Origin of the sequence: Escherichia sp. MOD1-EC5189, from assembly GCF_002966045.1 — a bacterium.
GTDB classification, from domain to species: Bacteria; Pseudomonadota; Gammaproteobacteria; order Enterobacterales; family Enterobacteriaceae; genus Escherichia; species Escherichia coli_F.
The window spans coordinates 1-1,372 of the sequence record NZ_PTRX01000090.1 but is presented as its reverse complement, the minus strand read 5'-3'; the positions used below and the strand labels follow the sequence as shown (position 1 = coordinate 1,372).

General features: G+C 42.2%; 1 protein-coding gene. It reads left to right on the top strand.

Annotated features, from left to right (window positions below):
- Nucleotides 1-880: 880 nt before the first annotated feature.
- Nucleotides 881-1,372 (top strand): site-specific DNA-methyltransferase (locus ATB02_RS25630; protein ID WP_241957652.1); only part of this gene is annotated, 492 nt, incomplete at its 3' end.

Below are 1,372 nucleotides of genomic sequence, written 5' to 3'. Positions count from 1 at the left end.
GCTGTTTGTTCACCTTCGGTTGTTCTCCGTCAGTACCGGGTGTCGGGTGGACCCTGACCAGGTGGTAATTGTAAGACGTTGCGCGCGACGGTATTACAATTGCACATCCTGTCCTGTTTTTTAGGAGGTATCATGGCACAGCATATCAACTGATAAATAATCCCTGTGCTGTACAGCCGCTGTTGCATAAAATTTCGCTCTGCGTCGAGGTTTTTTTTATCAAAAATTCCGCAGATACCCCGGAAAAACGCGAGTCTGTTCTCATGCCTGAAATGCCCACACCCCACGCAAAACTAATTTTTTGCTGATTTGCTTTTGAAATCATGTTGTTATGGTTTCAAAAATGTATTTTCTTTTTCAGATTTATGCAAAAGCACGTCGTTGACGACCCTATGGCGACGCTATGGCGACCCTACTTAGGGTCAGTACTGACAATCTTTATAAAAAACAGTTAATTAAGGTATGGGCGTCCCTAGGGACGCGTCGCATTTTTTTACAGGACACCCCTAGCAGCGCCCCTAGGGGTGTCTGCTCAGATATGCCTGGAATTCACGAACTGAAAATGTCTGAAAATGTGCCTTATTGGCACCGAATGCACTCAAACCGATCGTCATTCACTTTCATGCATAGCTATGCATCGAGCTGAAAACGATCCTGACGCATTTTTCTGGTTTTCACTGGTAAAACATCTCTTTTTGCGGTGTTTGCGTCAGAATCGCGTTCAGCGCGTTTTAGTGGTGCGCGCAAGAGCGTTTATGTTAAATACCACCCATTCTGATGCATTTCCCCGCAACTGCATCCAACTCATAGCTGTCGGGTTCCAGCACCGAACGCTATACCTTACAATCATTCCAATATTTAACAGTCATAAGGCCATGACATGCAGACCGAATTAATAAAAGAACTTAACAAGGTTTTAAAAGCATTCCCGCAATTCTGGAACGGAGAGGAATTACAACGTTCAATGGTGAGTGACGCTATCAGTCAAAAGCAGCCAGACCTTATCAAGGCATTGGTCGATAATGAAAAAGTCCGCTCTGTTTATGGTGCGGATATTGATGGCATTTTTATCTTTGACTTTGACAAATTATGTGGTCTTCTAAAATACAAAGAATATTGGGCTAATAGCTTCACTAAATACCGGAACAAAGTGGGATTAACTAGCGAAGGTAAATACCTTGATTACAGTTCTGATGTGGTGCTGGATTTTCCTTTCAAGGATTGTGTTCTTGAAGGCGGTATGTCGAAAGAAGATCAAGGAAAATCAGAGGTTTACTATAATGAAATCATCGCACGAGATGAAATAGATAATTTGTTCTCACCGAAAGTTCTCAAAGAAGTAAATCGTTACTCTAAAGAAGGAGTAAAAAAA